Annotated in this window: 17 protein-coding genes; 8 read left to right on the top strand and 9 right to left on the bottom strand. The window is 67.8% G+C overall.

What is annotated here, in order from left to right; translation table 11 throughout:
• Positions 1 to 176: 176 nt before the first annotated feature.
• The 6 genes from DYQ94_RS16435 to DYQ94_RS16410 are packed head-to-tail and all read left to right on the top strand — an operon-like array spanning position 177 to position 4,285.
• Complete coding sequence (locus tag DYQ94_RS16435) at positions 177 to 971, top strand: ABC transporter ATP-binding protein (protein ID WP_054592475.1); 795 nt, start codon at positions 177 to 179, stop codon at positions 969 to 971.
• Positions 971 to 1,720 (top strand): MlaE family lipid ABC transporter permease subunit, encoded by a 750-nt coding sequence (locus tag DYQ94_RS16430; protein ID WP_016902129.1) that lies wholly within the window; start codon positions 971 to 973, stop codon positions 1,718 to 1,720. Before DYQ94_RS16435 ends, DYQ94_RS16430 begins: the two co-directional genes overlap by 1 nt.
• A gap of 11 nt (positions 1,721 to 1,731) precedes the next feature.
• Positions 1,732 to 2,277: an outer membrane lipid asymmetry maintenance protein MlaD gene (mlaD, locus tag DYQ94_RS16425; RefSeq protein ID WP_016902127.1), complete on the top strand. Its 546-nt coding sequence runs from the start codon at positions 1,732 to 1,734 to the stop codon at positions 2,275 to 2,277.
• Positions 2,274 to 2,936 (top strand): MlaC/ttg2D family ABC transporter substrate-binding protein, encoded by a 663-nt coding sequence (locus DYQ94_RS16420; protein ID WP_024940545.1) that lies wholly within the window; start codon positions 2,274 to 2,276, stop codon positions 2,934 to 2,936. Before mlaD ends, DYQ94_RS16420 begins: the two co-directional genes overlap by 4 nt.
• Positions 2,926 to 3,225 carry an STAS domain-containing protein gene (locus DYQ94_RS16415; RefSeq protein ID WP_016902122.1) on the top strand — a complete coding sequence of 100 codons (300 nt, stop codon included), beginning with the start codon at positions 2,926 to 2,928 and terminating at the stop codon, positions 3,223 to 3,225. Before DYQ94_RS16420 ends, DYQ94_RS16415 begins: the two co-directional genes overlap by 11 nt.
• Positions 3,226 to 3,235: 10 nt before the next feature.
• Entirely contained in the window at positions 3,236 to 4,285 is a 1,050-nt protein-coding gene (locus DYQ94_RS16410; protein WP_047129784.1) for an MlaA family lipoprotein, read from the top strand.
• 247 nt (positions 4,286 to 4,532) lie between these two features.
• On the opposite strand, the gene DYQ94_RS16405 is transcribed toward DYQ94_RS16410, so the two are convergent.
• The 3 genes from DYQ94_RS16405 to DYQ94_RS16395 all read right to left on the bottom strand — a co-directional run bounded on the left by DYQ94_RS16405 (position 4,533) and on the right by DYQ94_RS16395 (position 7,354).
• Entirely contained in the window at positions 4,533 to 5,078 is a 546-nt protein-coding gene (locus DYQ94_RS16405; RefSeq protein WP_126966914.1) for a glutathione peroxidase, read from the bottom strand.
• Positions 5,079 to 5,231: 153 nt separating this feature from the next.
• Complete coding sequence (locus DYQ94_RS16400) at positions 5,232 to 5,636, bottom strand: hypothetical protein (protein ID WP_184428997.1); 405 nt, start codon at positions 5,634 to 5,636, stop codon at positions 5,232 to 5,234.
• A gap of 182 nt (positions 5,637 to 5,818) precedes the next feature.
• Entirely contained in the window at positions 5,819 to 7,354 is a 1,536-nt protein-coding gene (locus tag DYQ94_RS16395; RefSeq protein WP_024939176.1) for a DNA recombination protein RmuC, read from the bottom strand.
• Between the two features lie 306 nt (positions 7,355 to 7,660).
• Here DYQ94_RS16395 and DYQ94_RS16390 point away from each other — a divergent pair, with 306 nt between their 5' ends.
• Both DYQ94_RS16390 and DYQ94_RS16385 read left to right on the top strand, forming a co-directional pair.
• Positions 7,661 to 8,041, top strand: coding sequence for a hypothetical protein (locus DYQ94_RS16390; RefSeq protein WP_016902107.1), 381 nt, complete (start codon positions 7,661 to 7,663; stop codon positions 8,039 to 8,041).
• Between the two features lie 181 nt (positions 8,042 to 8,222).
• Positions 8,223 to 9,638 carry an amino acid permease gene (locus DYQ94_RS16385; RefSeq protein WP_065046939.1) on the top strand — a complete coding sequence of 472 codons (1,416 nt, stop codon included), beginning with the start codon at positions 8,223 to 8,225 and terminating at the stop codon, positions 9,636 to 9,638.
• Between the two features lie 455 nt (positions 9,639 to 10,093).
• Here the strand turns inward: DYQ94_RS16385 and DYQ94_RS16380 are convergent, their stop codons facing one another.
• The 6 genes from DYQ94_RS16380 to DYQ94_RS16355 form a co-directional block, all read right to left on the bottom strand.
• Positions 10,094 to 12,571, bottom strand: coding sequence for a GH92 family glycosyl hydrolase (locus DYQ94_RS16380; RefSeq protein ID WP_126966913.1), 2,478 nt, complete (start codon positions 12,569 to 12,571; stop codon positions 10,094 to 10,096).
• 120 nt (positions 12,572 to 12,691) lie between these two features.
• Positions 12,692 to 12,952: a hypothetical protein gene (locus DYQ94_RS16375; protein WP_237474937.1), complete on the bottom strand. Its 261-nt coding sequence runs from the start codon at positions 12,950 to 12,952 to the stop codon at positions 12,692 to 12,694.
• 547 nt (positions 12,953 to 13,499) lie between these two features.
• Complete coding sequence (locus DYQ94_RS16370) at positions 13,500 to 13,892, bottom strand: DUF2628 domain-containing protein (protein WP_016902101.1); 393 nt, start codon at positions 13,890 to 13,892, stop codon at positions 13,500 to 13,502.
• A gap of 137 nt (positions 13,893 to 14,029) precedes the next feature.
• Entirely contained in the window at positions 14,030 to 15,760 is a 1,731-nt protein-coding gene (locus tag DYQ94_RS16365; protein WP_386135079.1) for a sensor domain-containing diguanylate cyclase, read from the bottom strand.
• 142 nt (positions 15,761 to 15,902) lie between these two features.
• The gene (locus DYQ94_RS16360; RefSeq protein ID WP_126966912.1) at positions 15,903 to 17,081 is read right to left on the bottom strand and encodes a sugar diacid recognition domain-containing protein; all 1,179 of its coding nucleotides are present in this window, start codon (positions 17,079 to 17,081) and stop codon (positions 15,903 to 15,905) included.
• A 161-nt stretch (positions 17,082 to 17,242) separates the two neighbouring features.
• Positions 17,243 to 18,412 carry a glycerate kinase gene (locus tag DYQ94_RS16355; protein ID WP_126966911.1) on the bottom strand — a complete coding sequence of 390 codons (1,170 nt, stop codon included), beginning with the start codon at positions 18,410 to 18,412 and terminating at the stop codon, positions 17,243 to 17,245.
• Positions 18,413 to 18,415 lie beyond the last annotated feature (3 nt).

Raw genomic sequence — 18,415 nt, 5'->3', positions numbered from 1 at the left:
CCTGCGCGTTCGAAGATTGCATTGCGTCATGCATGAGACGGCCTGTTGCATAAGCGCCGGCGGTGACGCGTCTGCTGCAGTACAGGCGTCATGCGACAATACTGCACGCGCCGGTTCGGTTATGTTCAGCCGGATGACGGCTACTCTATCGCGTTGGAATTCTGTTAAAGGCTTCGATGACGGCGTCCGCATCCCCTGTCGTGCAGTTGTCCGGTGTCCGCATCGATCGCGGCGGTCGCACGATCCTGCGCGACGTCTCGCTCGACGTGCCGCGCGGTAGCATCACGGCCGTGCTCGGTCCTTCCGGTAGCGGCAAGTCCACCTTGCTGGCCGCACTGACCGGTGAGCTGCGTCCGGTTGCCGGCACGGTCACCCTGTTCGGCAGCGCAATCCCGCACGGCAACCGTGCACTGCTGGAGATGCGTCGCAATGTCGGCGTGCTGCTGCAGGGCAATGGCCTGCTGACCGACCTGAGCGTGGCCGACAACGTCGCGCTGCCGCTGCGCACCCACACTCGCCTGCCGGCGCCGGTGCTGCAGCGCCTGGTGCAGATGAAGCTGCATGCGGTGGGCCTGCTGGCCGCCGCCGATGCCTGGCCGCGCGAACTGTCCGGCGGCATGGCGCGGCGTGTGGCGTTGGCGCGGGCGCTGGCACTGGACCCGCCGCTGATGATCTACGACGAACCGCTGACCGGGCTGGACCCAATCGCGTCTGGCGTGATCATGAGCCTGATCCAGCGCCTCAACGACAGCCTTGGCCTGACCAGCATCATCGTCAGTCACCACGTGCACGAAACCCTGCCGATCAGCGACCAGGCCGTGGTCATCGCCAATGGCGGCATTGTGTTCGCCGGCACGCCCGAGCAATTGCAGGACAGCACCGACCCGCTGGTGCAGCAGTTCCTGCATGGCCAGCCGGATGGCCCGATCGCCTTCGATGCGGCGCCGCGGCGCGACCGGAGTGCTGCCTGATGGCCATGGTCGACTCGATCCGCGCCTTCGGCCGCGCCGGGCTGTTCTCGCTGACCGTGCTGCGCGGCTCGGTGCCCACGCGCGACTTCATCGCCGAACTGGTGCGCGAGATCTACAAGGTCGGTGCGCGCTCGCTGCCGATCATCGCCGTCGGCGGCGCCTTCGTCGGCCTGGTGCTGACCCTGCAGGGCTACCGCACGCTGACCACCTATGGTGCGTCGGATGCGCTGTCCACCTTGCTGGGGCTGTCGCTGTACCGCGAACTGGCACCGGTGCTGACTGCGCTGTTGTTCATTGGCCGGGCCGGCAGTTCGATCGCGGCCGAACTTGGCCTAATGCGCGCCACTGACCAGATCAAGGCGCTGGAGCTGATGGCCATCGATCCGGTGGCCAAGGCGGTGGCACCGCGCTTCTGGGCGGCGGTGCTGACGGTGCCGTTGCTCACCGGCGTGTTCTGCTCGCTGGCCATCACCGGCGGCTACTTCGAGGCCGTACACGTGTTGGGCATCGACAACGGCACATTCTGGTCGGGGTTGAGCAACAGCGTGGACTTCTGGGACGACTTCGGCGTGGCGATGCTCAAGTCGGCGATCTTCGGCGGCACGGCCGCATTGGTCGCCGCCTACGTGGGCTTCCACGCCGAGCCGACCATCGAAGGCACCTCGATCGCCACCACCCGTGCGGTGGTGAACGCCTCGCTGCTGGTGCTGATGTTCAACTTCGTCCTTTCTGCAATGTTGTTTAGGTGAGTGGAATAACTATGGCCATGCGTGGACCACGACTCGAATTCGCCGTCGGCGCCTTTCTGCTGCTGACCCTGGCCTCGCTGCTGGTGCTGGCGGTGGCCTCGACCAACCAGCGCTGGGGCTTCGGCTCCAGCCAGTACACGCTGACCGCGCGCTTCAGCCAGATTGGCCAGCTGCGGGCGCAGGCGCCGGTGAAGATCGGCGGCGTGACCATCGGCAAGGTGTCCGATATCAGCCTGGACCCGACCAAGTTCGACTCGGTGGTCACCCTGTCGCTGGACAACAAATACAAAGATCTGCCCGCCGACACCTCGGCCGGCATCTTCACCAGCGGTTTGCTGGGCGAGAGCTATATCGGGCTGCAGCCGGGCGGCGACCCGGAGACGCTCAAGCCGGGCGAAGAAATCGGCTTCACCCAGCCGGCGGTGGATCTGCTGCAGCTGGTCGGCAAGTACATGTTCAGTGGTGGCGGTGGTGGCAGCAATGCCCCGGCCGCCACCGATGGTCAGGCCCCGGCGCCTGCCCAGACCGCTTCTCCCTCTACGGAACCACACCAATGAAGACCACCCTGCTTTCCGCCATCCTGGCCTCGACCCTGCTGGTGTGCGCACCGGCCACCGTGCTGGCGCAGCCGGCTGCCGCCAGCGCGCCTGCGCAGGGCGCGGCGACCAAGACCGTCATCGACAGCAGCACCCGCATCCTGAGCACGCTGGATCAGCGCCGCGCCGAGTTCCGCAGCAACCCGGCCGCCCTGCGCCAGTACATCAATGGCGAATTGAACAAGGCCTTCGACCGCGATTACTCGGCCCGCCTGGTGCTGGGCGTCAACGGCCGTGGCGCCTCCGATGCGGACGTCAAGCTGTTCGCCGATGCGCTGGCCGACAACCTGATGCAGCGTTACGGCACCGCGCTGCTGAACTTCGAAGGCAAGCCGACCTTCCGCGCCAAGTCCGAGAGCGCGCTGCCGGGCAACCGCGGCGTCAAGGTGTCTACCGACCTGCTGCGCGCCGGCAACGACCCGACCCCGGTCGACTACATGATGCGTAACGTCGGTGGCCAGTGGAAGATCTTCGATGTGATGATCGAAGGCATCTCCTACGTGCAGACCTTCAAGACCCAGTTCGACGGCCCGCTGCGCGAGAAGGGCATCGCCAAGGTCGCCGCAGAGCTGCGTAGTGGCAATCTGCAGGTCGGTCCGGCACCGGCCAATGGCAAGTAACAGCTCCGTGCAACGCAATGGCGACACGCTGGTACTCACCGGCGTGCTCGACCGCGACGCGGTCACTGCGGCCTGGCCGCAGGCGATCGCGCAGCTGGACGGCATTCGCACGCTGGACCTGTCGGGTGTACAACGCCTGGACAGTGCCGGCGTGGCGATGCTGGCCGAACTGGCTGCACGTGTGCGCAGCAGCGGTGCCGGTCCTGTCACGGTGGTGGGTGAAGCGTCCGGTCTGGACGAATTGCGTGCCGCCTACCGTTTGTCCCCTACTTTCGATTTCCAGGCCTGAGCGCCACCCCATGACCCAGCTTCGCCCCCTTTCCCTGTTGGCCTGCCTGCTGCTTGGCGCCTGTGCCAGCCATGCTCCAAAGCCCGCACCGCCTGCGGCCGCTGCCGCGCCCGCCCCGGATGCGACGCCCGCGCCGGCACGCGACGATGCCGGTGTGACCGCGCAGCCGGCCGCCGCCGGCTTTGCCGCCCCCGACGCCCTGCCGGCCACCGCGGCGGCGCCTGCCGAGCAGACCAGCGCCGATGCCGGCACGGCCGGTGCCCCTACCTCGGCCGAGGACGACTTCGCTGCGCTCTACGGCCCCACCACCCCGCAGGCCGGCGCCAACGGTGCACCGGCACAACCCGGTGACGCGCCGTCCTACGATCCGTGGGAGCGCTACAACCGCGGCATGCACCGCTTCAACCTGGCGGTGGACCGCGGCGTGGCGCGTCCGTTGGCCACCGGCTATACCAAGGTGGTGCCGCGTCCGGCCCGCCTGGGCGTGACCAACTTCTTCGACAATCTCGGCACGCCGCTGACCATGGTCAATCAGCTGCTGCAGGGCCACCCGGTGTATGCGGTGCAGTCGCTGGGCCGCTTCGTGATGAATTCCACACTGGGCGTGGCCGGTCTGTTCGACCCGGCCTCCGCGGCGGGCATCCCGCGCCGCAGCGAGGACTTCGGCCAGACCCTGGGCGTGTGGGGCTGGCGCAATTCGCGCTACTTCGAGTTGCCGCTGTTCGGCCCGCGCACCGTGCGCGATACCTTCGGCCTGGGCGGCGACATTCCGCTGTCGCCGTTGCGCCAGGTCGACGACAGCGGTGCGCGCTTCGCCCTGCAGGGTTTGCAGCTGGTGGATACGCGCTCGCAACTGATGTCGCTGGATTCGCTGCGCGACCAGGCACCGGACGAATATGCACTGACCCGCGATGCGTGGATGCAGCGCCGCAACTACCAGATCGTGCGCGATCTGCGCAGCCATCGCGAGAAGGACAACGAGTTGCCCGACTACCTGCGCGAGGACAAGGACAGCACCGTGCCGGTGGATGCGATGCCGATCCCGCAGTGGATCCGTTGATCTGTTGAGCTTGCGGTTTGGATGAATACAAAGCCCGGGAGCGATCCCGGGCTTTTTTGTGCGCTGGTCTTTTACGGCCTTCCGGCTGACGGTGGCGGCTGGGGTAGCTGGAGCACCATCCGGGCCGCGATCGCGCGTGGAGGGAACTCCGCCGGCAAGGCCTTCCCCTTAGATGGCGCAGATCACCGGCAATATAAACAGCGATCGCAGCGACGCGGATCAAATCAGTTCGCCACCGCGCCAGGTGCTACGCCGCCAGCGCCGCATCCACCGCTGCACGCAGGCGCGCATCGTCTGCCGGCACGTCGGGGGCGAAGCGGTCGATGACCTGGCCGTCGCGGCCGATCAGGAATTTCTCGAAGTTCCACAATACGCCCGGTGCCGGGTTGGGTGCGATGCCGTAGCCGGCCAGCTTCTCGCGCATCGGGCCATCGCCGGTGGCTTGCGGGCGGGCGTTGGTCAATGCCTGATACAGCGGATGGGTTTCGGCGCCGGTGACGGCGATCTTGGAGAACATCGGAAAGCTCACGTCGTAGGTGAGCTGGCAGAACTGCGCAATCTCCGCCTCGCTGCCCGGCTCCTGTCCCTTGAAGTCGTTGGCCGGAAAGCCCAGCACTTCCAGCCCCTGTGCCTGCTTGTCGCGATACAGCGCTTGCAGGCCTTCGTACTGCGGGGTCAGTCCGCACTTGGAGGCGACGTTGACCACCAGCAACACCTTGCCGCGATAGTCGGCCAGCGTGGCGGGCTCACCGTCGATGCGGGCCACAGGGATGTCGTACAGCGTCTGGCTCATCGGTGCGTCCTGGACAGGTAGAGCCGAGAGCATAAACCGCCAGGGTGGAGCGAGCGATGCCGCTGGCTCATGGCGCTTGCAGTTATCTGTCGCGACGCGCACGGCCCGATCGGCTGATCGGCCCGTGCGCGCGCTTGACCCTGTTCGCAGCCATCAATCGATGCACAACGCGGCCTGGCCCATGCCGCCGACCACTTCCTGGCGGCAACCGAAGCGGTCGCTGTCGCGCTGGCAGGTGCCGGAGGTCGCGGTGCCGGTCGGCACGATGCTGGTGGCCAGGCAATCGCCGCGGCAGTCGGAGTTGTCACTGCAGGTCTTGCCGGCGTCGGCATACGGCACCACGCAACGCACCGTCTGCATGCGGCCGACCGGACGCAGCTGCCCGCCCTTTGCCGTGCAGTCGGCCGCGTCGGCAGAAACGGCGCGCGGAGGCTGCGGGGCGTCCGCCGCAGCGCCCGACCTGGTCGCCGGGGTATTGCTGCATGCGGTCAACAGCAGCGCGCAGAGCACTGCGTGGATCCATCGGCTTGCCATGTTGAAACTCTCGTCTTGAACCAGGTGGGTACCAGCATCGCGGTGGCGATGTCTGCGCGGCGTGCTCGCTATCGGCGCAGGAGGACTCGCCGGAGGCCTGCGTTGGTAGGAGCGCACCCGGGCGCGATGAGGCGTTATCGGTAATGCCTGGTCGCGCCCGGGTGCGCTCCTACGTCATGGCGTGTGGCATCGCCTTACGCAATGGATCACTCCTGCTCGTCGTTGCCGTCGTCTTCGCTGCTGCTTCCGGTGTCGTCGCTGCCGGGATCGTCCAGCAACGCCTGGGACTGTTCGCTGGCCAGGGTTTCCACGCCGCGCAGGCGGCGTTCGATGGTGCGGGTCTTGCGGCTGGCTTCGCCCAGGCTCTTGCCGACCGTGCTGATCTGGCGCTCGGCCTTTTCGAGAATGCCGGCGAACTTGCCGAACTCGCTCTTCACCGCGCCAAGCACCTGCCAGACCTCGCTGGAGCGCTTCTCGATCGCCAGCGTGCGGAAGCCCATCTGCAGGCTGTTGAGCAGGGCGGTGAACGTGGTCGGGCCGGCCAGCACCACGCGATGTTCGCGCTGCAGCAGGTCGACCAGGCCGGCGCGGCGGATCACTTCGGCGTACAGGCCTTCGGTAGGCAGGAACATCACTGCGAAGTCAGTGGTCTGCGGCGGGCAGACGTACTTGTCGCTGATCGACTTGGCCTGGATGCGGATGGCGCGCTCCAGCTGCGCGGTCGAATTCTTGATCGCGTCCAGGTCGCCCTTTTCCTGCGCATCGATCAGGCGTTCGTAGTCCTCGCGCGGGAACTTGGCATCGACCGGCAGCCATACCACGGTGTCGTCGCCACGCCCCGGCAGGCGGATCGCAAAATCCACCGCTTCGGCGCTGTCGGGCCTGACCCGCACGCTGCGCGCGTACTGCTCCATCGTCAGCGTCTGCTCGAGGATGTTCTCCAGCTGCACCTCGCCCCAGCCGCCGCGGTCCTTGACGTTGGTCAGCACGCGCTTGAGATCGCCCACGCCGGTGGCCAGCTGCTGCATTTCGCCCAGGCCGCGCTGTACCTGCTCCAGGCGTTCGGAGACGAGCTTGAAGGAGGCATCCAGGCGCGTATTGAGCGTGGTCTGCAGTTTTTCGTCGACGGTGGCGCGCATCAGTTCGAGCTTGCTGGCGTTGTCGTTCTGCAGGTTGGCCAGCTGTTGTTCCAGCGTGGCGCGCATTTCGCCGATGCGCAGTTCGTTGCGCTGGGTGAGTTCGGTCAGACGTTGGCCCAAGGCCTCGGTGAAGCGCTGCTGCGACTCGCCGGCCTCTTGCCGGCCCTTGCGGGAGTCTTCGGCCAGCGCATCGCGCAAGGCGGCCATGTGGGTATCGGTGCGTGCGATCAGCTCGGTCAGTTGCTGGCCGAACACCTGGATGCGGGTTTCCTGCTGCTGGCCGAAACCGTCGAGCTGGGTGCGCAATTCGGTCAGCCGCAGCGTCAGTAGTTCGCCGGTGCGTTGTTGCGCCAGGGCGCTTTCTTCGCGGGCCTTGCGGGCATCTTCGCCGAGCGCGTCGCGCAACAGGTCAAGGCGCTGGTCGGTGCGCGTGGACAGTTCGGTGAGATTGCGCGCGAAGGTTTCCAGGCGGCTGTCCTGCTGCCGCGCCAGGCCTTCGAGTTGCTCGCGCAATTCGCCGCGGCCGTCGCGTTGCTCGGCGCGCAGCGCCAGCTCCAGGCCGCTGGTGGAAGGACGTCGCAGCAGCGCGATCAGCTGCAACACCAGGACTGCGACGAGCAGTCCGAGAAGGATCAGGGATTCGGATGACATGTGCGCAGTGTAGCCGGGCCGGTCGCAGGGGCTGCGTCAGCGGCTTGCCGGCCGGCGGCGGCTGCCGGGCGCAGTTGGGTGACGCGCACTGCGCCAACGCAGCACGTCGGGGGCCACTTCGCGCAGATGCCTGCAACCGCTGCGCAAAGCGGGCCAGACACCGCCGCGGTGATGGAGTTGCAGGCTGCTCGCAGCGCATTGACCTCAACGTGACCTGCGCATGGCTAGGGTGGGGCTTCGTTCCTGCCAGGCCAGCTGATGACCACTGCCACCAACCAAACCCGTCTGTTCGCGCTGGGCCTGTTCGCGTTTCTCGGCAGCTTTGCGGCAATCGTGTGGTACCTGATGCGGCCGTACGGCACGGCGTATTTCTTCCCGGTGCACTTCTTGATCGGTGCGGCGTTGCCGTTCGGGTTCTACGCGATCGGCGGCACGCGGCTGTGGTTCTGGATCGGGATCGGGGTTACCGCATTGGTGCTGCTGTGGTTCAACTTCTGGGGGCATGATGCCAACGGGGCGGCGCCACGCCTGCTCGACTGGACCCACTTTGCCGCCGGTGCGGTGGGCCTGGTGGGCGCGTGGGCGGTGCAGTTGGTCTATCGCAATGTGCGTCCACCGCATCGCCCGTCGGTTGAGTGAGCGGGGATTGTGCGGGGCGGTCGCGTTTGACCAGGGAACGGCGAGGTGTGGCGCGGGCTCACAGCAGGCGGTGGGCGTGCCTGCGCTGCCATGCCCGCACCGACGCATGACCTCGGACCGATAGCTTTGCTGCAGCGCGTTGGGCGACACTCGGGAATTCTTTGATTCCCGCGAGGTCCGCATGTCGTCTTGGCTCAGGCGCAAATCCATCGATCAGGTCACCGTGCACGAGGCCGGTCGGCAACTGGTCCGCAGCCTGAGTTGGCCGCATCTGATCGCGCTGGGTATCGGCGCGATCGTCGGCACCGGCATCTACACGTTGATCGGGGTGGGCGCGGACAAGGCTGGCCCGGCGGTGCTGCTGTCGTTTGTGGCCGCCGGCATCGTGTGCGCCTGCGCGGCGCTGGCGTATGCGGAGATGGCCACGATGATGCCGGCCGCCGGCAGCGCCTACACCTACAGCTACACCGCGCTCGGCGAGAGCATCGCCTGGGTGGTGGGCTGGAGCCTGGTGCTGGAGTACTCGCTGGTGGTGAGCACGGTGGCGGTGGGCTGGTCGGGCTATTTCGTCGGCTTCCTGCAGTGGTTGGGGGTCAACCTGCCGCATGCCCTGGTGGCCGGGCCGCACGCCGGCGGCATCGTCAACCTGCCGGCGGTCGTGATCACCTTCCTGGTGGCCGGCATGCTGATGGCCGGCACCAAGGAAAGCGCCACGCTCAATGCGGTGCTGGTGGTGCTGAAGATCGTGGCGCTGGGTGTGTTCGTGGCGATCGCGTTGCCGGCCTTCGACAGTGCCAACCTGCAGCCGTTCATGCCGTATGGCTTCCCCAAGACCGCAGGCCCGGATGGCGTGGAGCGCGGGGTGATGGCGGCGGCGGCGATCATCTTCTTCGCGTTCTATGGCTTCGATGCGATCTCCACCGCGGCTGAGGAGACCAAGAACCCGGGCCGCGATCTGTCGATCGGCATCGTCGGTTCGATGATCGGCTGCACGCTGATCTATGTGCTGGTGGCGTTGTCGGCGGTGGGCGCGATGAGCTTCACCGTGTTCGGCAAGAGCCCCGAGCCCTTGGCGCTGATCATGCGCGAACTCGGCCACGGCAAGGCGGCGTTGGTGATCGGCGCGGTGGCGATCATCGCGCTGCCGACGGTGTTGCTGGCGTTTCTGTACGGGCAGAGCCGCATCTTCTTCGTGATGTCGCGCGATGGCCTGTTGCCGCGCGGCCTGTCCAAGGTCAACGCGCGCACCGGTACGCCGGTGGCGATCACCCTGTTCACGGCGGTGCTGGTGGCCGCGTTGGCCGGTGTGGCACGCCTGGATGAAATTGCCGCATTGGCCAACGCCGGCACCCTGGCCGCGTTCACCGCAGTGGCAGCGTGCCTGCTGGTGCTGCGCGTGCGCGAGCCGACGCGTGTGCGGGCCTTCCGTACACCGCTGGCATGGGTGGTGGGACCGGTGGCGATCCTGGGCTGCCTGTACCTGTTCTGGAGCCTGCCCAGCACCACGCAGGGCTGGTTCCTGGTCTGGAACGTATTGGGCGTGGTGGTGTATGTGGCCTATGGGCGGCGGAATAGCCGCTTGGCGAAGGTTGGGTAGTTCCATCTCCCATCGGGAGAAGGTAGCCAGAAGGGCCGGATGAGGGGCGCCCCAGATATCTTTCAGTGCCATGCATGACGAACGCGTCGCCACGCGCCTTCAAGCTTGAATCGTCGATGGGAAAGTCCTGGCGGTAGCCGTCCCGTGCCGCACGACTGCTTGCGGATGCACGCTGACCACTCCCTTCTCCCATCGGGAGAAGGTGGCCCGAAGGGCCGGATGAGGGGACGGGCGACGCCTGGTGTTATCCAACCTGGTCAGGGGCTTCGCTCCCTACCCTCGCCCCCCCCGCTCCGCGCCCCGGCCCACGCATGAGGCGCGGGCGCTCCCAGGCACGCGCGCCAGTAGCGCGCAAGCTGTGCCTTATCGCCCCGCAGGAGAGGGGCTTTAGCACATGCTCCGGCAACATCAGGGCTTTCCCTCGCACTCCCCACAACCCGGGGAGGAGCGTTGGCTCAAGGCGCGGCTGCAGGGGTGGCGCAGAACGAGGTTGGGAGTGCATCCGCCTGCGTGCCCCAGCCCTGGGTCGGGGGCTGTTTGGTCAGCGCGAACGACAGCGTGCCGCCCTGCTGCAGCTGGGCCCAGTCCAGGAACACCTGCCGCTGCGGTGTGCCGTTGAAACGCACGCTGTCCACGTATTGCAGCGCGCGGCCGTCGGCGCCGGGGGCGTCGATGCGCAGGCGCTTGCCGTTGCCCAGGTCCAGCGTGGCCCGCTTGAAGCGTGGGGCATGCAGCAGGAACTGCCCGCTGCCCGGCACCGCCGGATACAGGCCCAGGGCACTGAACAGGTACCAGGCCGACATCGTGCCGAGGTCGTCGTTGCCGGTGACGCCGTTGGGCGCATTGGTGAACAGCTGTTGGGCGGCGCGCACCACGGTGGCGGTCTTCCACGGCTGGCCGATCAACGTGTACATCCACGGTGCGTGCAGGTCCGGTTCGTTGTTGGGGTTGTAGCGGTACTGGTTGTAGTAGCTGTATGGGCCGACTACCCAGTGCGTGCGCGCGGCGTTGAGCGGGTCCTTCAGCAGGTCGTCGTAGGCGAAGAAGGCATCCAGGCGTTGGCCGGCCTGCTCGCTGCCGTGCATGGCCTGCAGCATGCCGGGGATGTCCTGCTGCACCAGCCACTGGTATTGCCAGGCGGTGCCTTCGTGGAAGCCATGCTGCGAGCGCGGGCTGTAGCGATCGTCCGAGGGGGCGTACCAGCTGCCGTCTTCCAGCCGCGGCCGTGGGAAGCCGCTGAAGCCGGTGTCGGCATCGCGCACGCTGGCGTCCCAGACGTTGTGCCAGTTGCCGCCGCGTTTGCGCAGCAGCGCGCTGTCGTTGGGGTGGCCGAGTGCCTGCGCCATCTGTGCCAGCGCGCAGTCGGCCAGCGCGTATTCCAGCGTGGCCGAACCGCCGTGGTGCGGGTCCACGTCCATGCCCTTGGACGGAAACGCGCGGTCGTACTGCACGAAGCCGTTGGCCAGGTAGCTGGCGTTGCCGGAACGGCCGGCGTGGCGCGAGTTGATTGGCGGTTGTTCGAAGGCGTTCTGGCGCAGCGCTGCGTACGCCTGCGCCTGGTTGTCCTGCAGCGCGCCGAAGCGCCACAGGTCAACCAGGAACGGGGTCACCGGGTCGCCGGTCATGATGTTGGTATCGAAGTTGGCATAGCCCCAGCGCGGCAGCCAGCCGCCTTGCTGATGGATCGCCAGCAGCGAGCGGCCGATGTCGCGCGCGCGCGCCGGCTGCAGCAAGGCGAGCAGCTGGTTCTGCGAGCGATAGGTGTCCCACAGCGAGAAATACTCGTAGTAGGTCCAGCCATCGGCGCGGTGGATCGCATCGTCGAAGCCACGATAGCGGCCATCGGCATCGCTGCCGGTCAGCGGCTGCAGCAGGGCGTGATACAGCGCGGTGTAGGCCACGCTGCGATCGTCGTTGCTGGCGCCATCCAGCTGCAGGCTGGCCAGCTGCTTGCGCCAGGCCTGTTGCGCGCGCTGGCGCATCTGCTCCAGGCCCAGCAGCTTGCCGCCGAGCATGCCGTCGGCGCGCAGGTTGTTGCGTGCACCTTCGGCATCCACGTGCGAGATGGCGCTGACCACGGTCACTGCGCGCGCGTTCTTGTTGTTGCCCAGCGGGAAACTGAGCCAGGCACCATTGGGCTTGAGTTCGCCGCCCATGCCGTGGCGCGCGTCGGGCACGCCGCCGTCTTCGCCCCAGACGCCGTGCGCGGTGAACGGGCGGTCGAATTCCAGCCGGAACCAGGTGGTGTATTCGTGGCCGCCGCAGAAACTTTGCGTGGTCAGTTTGCCTTCGACCACGCGGTCGCCGACCACCTGCAGCTGGCTGCCGATCACCACGTGGCGGTCGTTGGCCTGGCCCAGGTTGACCAGCACATGGCCAGTGTCGGCGCCGGGGGCGAATGTGTAGCGCTCGGCGGCGGCGCGGGTGAGCGCAGTGGCTTCGGCGTCGATGCCGCCGTAGTCGGTCAGCCGCACCTTGTAGTAGCCGGCCTGGCCGACTTCGCCGTCATGGGTGTAGCGGGCGGCGTAGCGCTTCTGGTCGAAGGCCTTGGCGTCGCCGGTGTCGAAATCGCCGCCCGGGCCGATGCGGCCGGTGACCGGCAGCACCGAGACCTGCCCGCCCTGCTCCCAGCAGCCGGCCCCGGATAGGAACGAGTGGCCGAAGCCGCGGATGCTGGGGTCGTCGTAGCGCCAGCCGGCGTAGTGCGCGCCGATCGGGCTGACCTGGACCAGGCCGAACGGCGCCGAGGCACCGGGGAAGGTGTTGCCGTCGTCCTTGCTGCCGATGAAGGTGTTGACCTGCGCCGGGTCCTGCGCGGCCAGCGGCGCGCACACCGCCATGCCGAGCAGGCACAGGCCGGCGGCGGCGCGGCGCCACCGCGGCGTTGATGGGAAATGCGACGAAGAGCGATCGGATGCAACGGCGAAGGGCATGCAGGACACCTCGGGGGAGAGAGCGGGCGAGGCCGCAGGTGGATGACGCGTGCCGACGGCCCGGACGCGGCGACCGGTCGATATCCGCCTGACGGCGGCTTGCGACGGATTGGCAGCGGCTCAGAAATCGAACACGTATTCTGCCGCGATTTCGCGCCCGACCGGGCTGAACAGGCGGCTGCGGATCTCCTCGGAGCCGATGATCTGCACCGGCGCCGGCCCTTCGGCCGGGACGCGCTTGATGCGCGAACCGGTCACGGTGACGGCATCGAGTTGTTGCGGGGCGCTGGCCTGCTGGGCCAGGGCGGACAGGGGCGACAGCAATGCGAGCAGCACGGCACGGGATAGCTGCTGCGGGCGACAACGGCGGCAATCGGTCATTCAAGCGTCTCGTCAAGGGCGGGTACGACGAAAAGACATCGTCTTTTCAAACACTTGCGGGGGAACGGCATACTTGGATCGATCTAAATCCGGTACCGCTTTGTGCCACTGGTTGGCAAAGGTTAAGCATTCTCGACCCGCGGCTGCACACCGCGGCGCAGCAAAGTGTGCGGGCCCTGGCAGTTTTTCGGTGTTTTAGGCGTTTTGAATCAGGCTGTTGCGCTTGGCCGGGTGCAGCAGTTTTGAAGCGTGTCAGTTGTGCTGACGGATGAGCTGGCTTAGGGGTGATTTGGCTACGTTGTGCGCGGTTGGTTGAGAGGGGTGCGCCTGGGCGTGTCGCGTATCGAGGGGCCGGACCCTCACCCCAAACCCCCGCTCTGCGCCCAGGCACGCGCGCCAGTGGCGCGCACGCTGTGCCTTATCGCCCCGGGGGAGAGGGGCTTGGTTCCCGGGGCTTGGTTGGCCCATAAAAAAGCCCGGTCAGTGACCGGGCTTGGCGACGCTGGCGTGGCGGCGGGAGGGGCCGACGCGCCGGTGACGCAGTTGCTCAGATCCAGCGCATGCCTTCGAACGGGTTCCAGCTGGTGCTGCCCTTCACCTTGTCCAGGTAATAGGCGTAGTTGGCGATCATGCCGGTCAACAACGACAGCGGCAGCCACAGCACATTCTGAAACGCGGCCGGCAGGAACGAGGCCACGATGCTCACCACGACGCTGATGCCGATCAGGCTCAACGCCTTGCGCCACAGGCCGATGATGAAAAAGTAGATGACGCCGAAGAAGAAGGCATAGAAGTTCATGCCGACCTTGACCTTCTCACCAAAGCTCAAGGTCTTCAGTGCGTTCTTGTAACTGGGGTCCTTGGGGCCACCGTGCCGGTCGAAGAAATCGAAACGGAACTGCCACTTGGGGCTGAGCTGGGTGCGATCGAAGGTGTCCATTCCAAACCATGTAGTTGAAAACGGTTACATGATAGGCGATCGCGTATTCACCGGACACGTTTGCGGGCGCCGGACGGAAGACGGGGTCAGCCGCCGATCAGTTTCGGCAGTGGCCGCTTGCAGCGGTGCAGCGCGCGTTATTCACGCTGGTCGCTGAGGCCGGTGCCGCGGCGCGCCCGGCGCAGCGCATACAGCGAGTGGTCGGCGCGGTCGACCACCGCCGCCAGCGCCTCGCCGTCGTTGCGCAGGGCGGTGCCCAGGGTGAACCGGATTGGCGCCTCGTCAATGGCGGCCATGTAGTCGCGCACCAGGGCCGCCAGCTGCGGCTGGGTGGGTTGATGCAGCAGCACCAGGAACTCGTCGCCGCCCAGGCGGACCAGACGGTCCTGGGTGCGCAGCGGCTGGTTGAGGAACCAGGCCATCTGCACCAGCACCTCGTCGCCGCGCTGGTGGCCATGGGTATCGTTGACCAGCTTGAACTTGTCCAGATCCACCACGATGCAGCCCCAGCGCACGCTGGGATCGCGCTTGTCGAGCTCGTCCAGGAAGCGGCGGTTGTAGCAGTTGGTGAGCGGGTCGGTGAACGACCATTCCAGCAGCTGCTTCTCCTGATGGTACTGGTTGGTGATGTCCTGGGCGTGCGCCAGCACGATGGTGGCGTCGGCCTCCACGTCCAGCACGTTGCGGTACTGCCAGTGGCGCAGGCTGCCATCGCTGGCGACCAGCTCGATCACGCCGGCGTCCTGGCCGTCGAGCACCATCCGCGACAGATAGCCGTGCAGGGCGGCATGCAGCTCGGGGCGGACGAATTCCAGCAACGAGCGGCCTTCCATGCCCTCCACGCTGCGGCCCAGCGAGCGCGCGGCGGCCGGATTGACGCTGATCAGGCGGCCATCCATGTCGTGAGTGCAGATCAGGCCCAGGCTGTACTGGAACATGTTGCGGAACTTGCGCTCGCTGGCGGCCAGCGCATCCACCGCGCGATGGCGGTCGGTGACGTCCTGGATCGCGCCGATCAGACGGGTGCGTCCGTCCACATGCTCCATCGAGCCGGTGCTGTGCACCCACAGCTGCCGGCCGGTGGCGCTGACCAGCGGCAGTTCCAGATCCCAGGGCGTGCCATCGCGCACGCAGGCCTCGACCGCCTCGGTGATCACCGCGCGCGCATCGAGCGGGTAGAAGCCGATCCCTTCGGCCAGGGTCGGCCGGTAGCCGGCCGGCAGATCGTGCAGGCGGCAGGTCTGGTCCGACCAGGTCAGGGTGCCGCTGGCCACGTCCACTTCCCAGCCGCCGACGCCGGCAACCCGGCCGGTGCGCTCCAGGAACGCCTCGCTCTCGCGCAGGCGTTGCTGCAGCTGTTCATTGGCGGCCTGGCGTTCCAGCATCAGCCGGCGCTGCTCCAGGCCTTCGGCGGCAACCCGGGCCAGCTGCTGCAAGGCGGCCAGTTGCGCCGGCTCCAGCGCGCGCGGGCGCTGGTCGATCACGCACACCGTGCCCATGCGCAAGCCGTCGGACAACACGATCGGCGCACCGGCGTAGTAACGGATCCCCGGCGCATCGGTGACCAGCGTATTGTCGCGAAAGCGCGGATCGGCCGGCGCATCGCGTACTTCCATCACCGCATCGTCCTGGATGGTGTATGCGCAGAACGCGAGTTCGCGTGGGGTTTCGCTGGCATCGGGCAGGCCGATATTGGCCTTCCACCATTGGCGATGTTCGTCCACCAGCGACACCAGCGCGATCGGCGTGCCGGCGATCGCCTGCGCGGCGGCGGCCAGCGCGTCGAAGAACGGCTCGGCATCGGTGTCGACGACCTGCAACAGCGCCAGACGCGACAGCCGCTCGGCCTCGCGGGAGGTGGATGACACGACGGCGTCGCAGTGGCTCAATGAAATGCTCGCTTGGTCCCCCGGGCAATCCGCTCAGTCTAGCGGACCGAACATACCTGCTAACGCAGCGTTGCGTGCGCCATCGCACAGAAGATGCCTTGTGCGCAGCCCACACGCTCCGTCACTGGATGGGCTCGGTCCCGCTTGCCGCAGTGGCGTCGCGCATCTGCAGGGCCAGATACAGGCGCACGCAGTCGTCGGTATTGCGCAGGTCCACGCCGCAGAGTTCTGCAATGCGCTGCATGCGGTAATCCAGCGTATTGCGGTGGATAGCCAGTGCCTTGGCGGTGGGCGCCATGCGCATGCCGGCGCCGAACCACACCGACAGCGTCTGCGCCAGGTCGCCGCGTCGGTCCTGGGCCAGCAGCGCCTGCAGCGGCTTGCGCAGTTCCTCGGCCTGCCAGGCCTGGCGCAGGTCGTCCACCAGCACCGGCAGGCGATGGTCGTCGTAGAAGAACGCATCGGCCTGCGGCGCGCGCGCCTTGCCGATGCGCATGGTGGTGCGCGCGATCTGGTGCGACAGCGCCAGCCCGCCGGGCTGCGGGAAATACTGCCCCAACGCGAGGCGGATACGCAGCGGGCTGCTGGCGCGCATGCGCTCGAGCAAGGTGTGGGCGCGGCGGCGTTGTTCGTCCACATCCCAGTGGCCGCGGCGGTCCAGTGCGGGCTTGAGCACCACCAGTTCGTTGAGCGCGGTGGCGGCGATCAGGTTGCCGCGCTCGGGCGTGGACAGCAGCGTGTGCAGGCGCTGCAGTTCCACCAGCATCGCGTCCAGGTCGAGGGTGTCGCTTTCCACTTCGATCACCGCTGCCACGCGCGGCAGGTCGAGCGCGATGCCGAGCCGTTCGGCCCAGCCGGCCAGTGCCGGGGTCGGCCCGTCGGCGCGGATCAGGCCGAGCGTGACTTCCTCGCGCAGGCGCGCATCGCGGGCCAGCAGGCGCAGCAGGCCGGCCTGTTCCAGCATCGCTTCGGCGGCCATGCGCACCAGTTCGGCCTGTTGCCCGATCCGCTGCGGGTCGCCGGTCAACCCGACGCAGCCGACGATGCGGCCATCGGCGATCAGCGGCAGGTTGACGCCCGGGCGAACCGCATCCAGCTGCTGCGCCAGCGCCGCATCGATCTCCACCCGGCCCTGCCTGGACAGCACCAGCAGCGCGCCCTCGTGCAGCTGACCGATGCGCGCCGGCTCGCCGCTGGCGATGATGACGCCGGTGTGGTCCATCACATTGACGTTGCCGTCGATGATGGTCATCGCGCGGTCGACGATGGACTGCGCCAGGGTGCGGTCGAGCGTGAGCATGGGCGTGGGGTCTGTTGACGCGATCGGGGAGGACACGGTGGCATGTTCGGTGCTGCATGGCGGTGCCCCGTCCTGCGCGCGCATGCATCAGGCAGGCAGCGCCAGTGGATAACGTGGCGACCGCATGGCACAGCCTGCGCACGGCATCCCGCGCGCTGCCGTCAGCGCGTGGCTGCACGCGCAGGCAACTGCGCCAAGGCCTGACCCAGCTGCAGCGCCGCGGCCACATTGTGGGCGGCGATGCGCACGTTGCTGGCGGCTTCGGCCAGCGCCTGCTCCACCGTGCAGGCGCGGTGCACCACCGCAAACATCGCGTCGATGCCGTGCCCATGCAGCAGCGCGGCGCCGTTGCCCAGGCAACCGGCGATGGCGATCACCGGCTTGCCGTGGCGCTGCGCCAGCCGCGCCACGCCCACCGGGGTCTTGCCGTGCAGGCTCTGGCTGTCCAGGCGGCCTTCGCCGGTGATGACCAGATCGGCCTGGGCGACCAGGGCATCCAGCCCGAGCGCCTGCGCGACGATCTCCACCCCGGGCCGCAACTGCGCACCCAGGTAGGCCACCAGCGCCGCGCCCAGGCCGCCGGCCGCACCGCCGCCGGGCAGGTCGTGCAGGCGCAGTCCCAGGTCGCGTTGCAGCACATCGGCGTAGCGCTGCAGGTTGCTGTCGAGCTGGCGCACCATGCTGGGGGTGGCACCCTTCTGCGGGCCGAATACCGCCGAGGCGCCGGTCGGGCCGATCAGCGGGTTGTCCACATCGCAGGCCACTTCGAACTGGCAGTCCTGCAGCCGCCGGTCCAGGTCCTGGGTATCGATCCGCGCCAGCGTCGCCAGCGCGCCGCCACCGGGGCCGATCGCCTCGCCCTGCGCATCCAGCAGCCGCACGCCCAACGCCTGCGCCAGGCCGGCGCCGCCGTCGTTGGTGGCGCTGCCGCCGATGCCGATGATGAAGCGCCGCGCGCCGGCATCCAGCGCGGCCAGGATCAACTCGCCCACGCCCGCGGTACTGGTGCGCAGCGGCGCGCGCTCGGCCGGCGGCACCAGTGCCAGGCCGCTGGCGGCGGCCATTTCGATCACCGCGGTGCGGCCGTCGCCGGTCAGGCCGAAGAACGCCTGCACCGGGGTGCCGAGCGGGCCGCTGACCGTGCAGTCGATCACCCGCCCGCCGGTGGCGGCCACCAGCGCATCGACCGTGCCTTCGCCGCCATCGGCCACCGGCACCTTGCGGTACTGCCAGTCGGGGAACACCTCGCGGAAGCCGGCCTCGATCTGGGTGGCCACCTCCAGCGCGGACAGGCTTTCCTTGTAGGAATCGGGGGCGATGACGATCTTCATGGG

Origin of the sequence: Xanthomonas sp. LMG 8993 (assembly GCF_009835065.2) — a bacterium.
Classification (GTDB): domain Bacteria; phylum Pseudomonadota; class Gammaproteobacteria; order Xanthomonadales; family Xanthomonadaceae; genus Xanthomonas; species Xanthomonas arboricola.
The sequence above is the reverse complement of the archived record's forward strand: the minus strand, read 5'-3'. Positions and strand labels throughout refer to the sequence as shown.

What these genes read in the sequence shown, in the direction of transcription:
- DYQ94_RS16435 (WP_054592475.1), top strand. Translation starts at nt 177, where the DNA reads ATGACGGCGTCCGCATCCCCTGTCGTGCAGTTGTCCGGTGTCCGCATC.
- DYQ94_RS16430 (WP_016902129.1), top strand. Translation starts at nt 971, where the DNA reads ATGGCCATGGTCGACTCGATCCGCGCCTTCGGCCGCGCCGGGCTGTTC.
- mlaD (WP_016902127.1), top strand. Translation starts at nt 1,732, where the DNA reads ATGGCCATGCGTGGACCACGACTCGAATTCGCCGTCGGCGCCTTTCTG.
- DYQ94_RS16420 (WP_024940545.1), top strand. Translation starts at nt 2,274, where the DNA reads ATGAAGACCACCCTGCTTTCCGCCATCCTGGCCTCGACCCTGCTGGTG.
- DYQ94_RS16415 (WP_016902122.1), top strand. Translation starts at nt 2,926, where the DNA reads ATGGCAAGTAACAGCTCCGTGCAACGCAATGGCGACACGCTGGTACTC.
- DYQ94_RS16410 (WP_047129784.1), top strand. Translation starts at nt 3,236, where the DNA reads ATGACCCAGCTTCGCCCCCTTTCCCTGTTGGCCTGCCTGCTGCTTGGC.
- DYQ94_RS16405 (WP_126966914.1), bottom strand. Translation starts at nt 5,078, where the DNA reads ATGAGCCAGACGCTGTACGACATCCCTGTGGCCCGCATCGACGGTGAG.
- DYQ94_RS16390 (WP_016902107.1), top strand. Translation starts at nt 7,661, where the DNA reads ATGACCACTGCCACCAACCAAACCCGTCTGTTCGCGCTGGGCCTGTTC.
- DYQ94_RS16385 (WP_065046939.1), top strand. Translation starts at nt 8,223, where the DNA reads ATGTCGTCTTGGCTCAGGCGCAAATCCATCGATCAGGTCACCGTGCAC.
- DYQ94_RS16380 (WP_126966913.1), bottom strand. Translation starts at nt 12,571, where the DNA reads ATGCCCTTCGCCGTTGCATCCGATCGCTCTTCGTCGCATTTCCCATCA.
- DYQ94_RS16375 (WP_237474937.1), bottom strand. Translation starts at nt 12,952, where the DNA reads ATGACCGATTGCCGCCGTTGTCGCCCGCAGCAGCTATCCCGTGCCGTG.
- DYQ94_RS16370 (WP_016902101.1), bottom strand. Translation starts at nt 13,892, where the DNA reads ATGGACACCTTCGATCGCACCCAGCTCAGCCCCAAGTGGCAGTTCCGT.
- DYQ94_RS16360 (WP_126966912.1), bottom strand. Translation starts at nt 17,081, where the DNA reads ATGCTCACGCTCGACCGCACCCTGGCGCAGTCCATCGTCGACCGCGCG.
- DYQ94_RS16355 (WP_126966911.1), bottom strand. Translation starts at nt 18,412, where the DNA reads ATGAAGATCGTCATCGCCCCCGATTCCTACAAGGAAAGCCTGTCCGCG.